General features: G+C 74.6%; 1 protein-coding gene. It reads right to left on the bottom strand.

Annotated elements, in window-relative coordinates; translation table 11 throughout:
• Window positions 1-34 precede the first annotated feature (34 nt).
• Window positions 35-1,246 (bottom strand): dipeptidase, encoded by a 1,212-nt coding sequence (locus AB0C29_RS49085; RefSeq protein ID WP_360835339.1) that lies wholly within the window; start codon window positions 1,244-1,246, stop codon window positions 35-37.
• Window positions 1,247-1,261: the final 15 nt, after the last annotated feature.

Below are 1,261 nucleotides of genomic sequence, written 5' to 3'. Positions count from 1 at the left end.
GCCGGCCGGGCGCGCCGACAGTGCCGGACCCGCGCTATCGAGCGGGGGAGAGCGGCCACAGCGGCTCCTCAGCCGCCTCCTCCGTCTCCCGCAGCACGCGCAGCACATTGCGCCCGGTGAGCTTCTCCAGCTCCTCCTGGTTCCAGCCCCGCCCGGCCAGTTCCGCCAGCAGCCGCGGATACCCGGACACGTCCTCCAGCCCGACCGGCAGCCGATCACACCCGTCGTAGTCCCCGCCCAGCCCGACGTGGTCCACCCCGGCCACCGCCCGCACGTGCTCGACATGGTCGGCCACCTGGGCGATCGTCGCCTCCGGCCGGGGATGCCCGGCCAGCCAGGCCCGGAACGGCTCCGGCGGCGGCGCGTCGCCGCCGGGCAGGGCAGTGCCGAAAGAACCCCCACCGGTACGCGGGACCGGCACAGCCTCGCGGCCCGGCCGGGGAGCTCTGGGCCAGGGAGCCTGCTCGGCCGGCAGCCCGAGCCGCTGCCATTCCGCGTCGGCCGCCGCCGTCCAGGCCACGACCTGCTCCGAGACGAAGACCGGTACGAACGCGACCATGCACACGCCCCCGTTGTCCCGCAGCCGGACCAGGACCTCGTCGTCGACGTTGCGCCGGTGGTCGGTGAGCGCCCGGGCCGACGAGTGGCTGAAGATCACCGGGGCGGTCGCCACGTCCAGCGCCGCGTGCATGGTGGTGGTCGCGACGTGGGACAGGTCGACCAGGACGCCGATGCGCTGCATCTCCGCCACGATGGCCCGGCCCTCGTCGTCCAGCCCGCCCACCGCCGGTACGTCCGCCGCCGAGTCCGCCCACGACGTGTTGTGGTTGTGGGTCAGCGTCACGTAGCGCACCCCGAGGCGCGCGAACGCCCGCAGCACGCCGAGCGAGGTGGCCAGGCTGTGCCCGCCCTCGATGCCGATCAGGGAGGCGATCCGCCCGCCGCGCTGGGCCGCCTCGACGTCGTCGGCCGAGTACGCGACAGCCAGATCCCCGGGGTACGCGGCCACGAGCCGGTACACCGCGTCGATCTGCTCCATGGTCGCCACCACCGCCTCGGGTTCGCTCAGGTCCGAGGGCACGTACACGGACCAGAACTGGCCGCCGACCCCGCCGGCGCGCAGCCGGGCGATGTCGGTGTGGAACTCGGGCCGGTCCGCGGCCAGGCCGTCGACGCGGTAGCCGGCGCGCTCGCGCAACGCCATCGGCAGGTCGTTGTGCCCGTCGATGACGGGGGCGGCACGCAGGGCGAGATCAACGAC

The organism is Actinoplanes sp. NPDC048791, assembly GCF_040650095.1.
Classification (GTDB): Bacteria; Actinomycetota; Actinomycetes; order Mycobacteriales; family Micromonosporaceae; genus Actinoplanes.
This window is presented reverse-complemented; position numbering and strand designations above follow the sequence as displayed.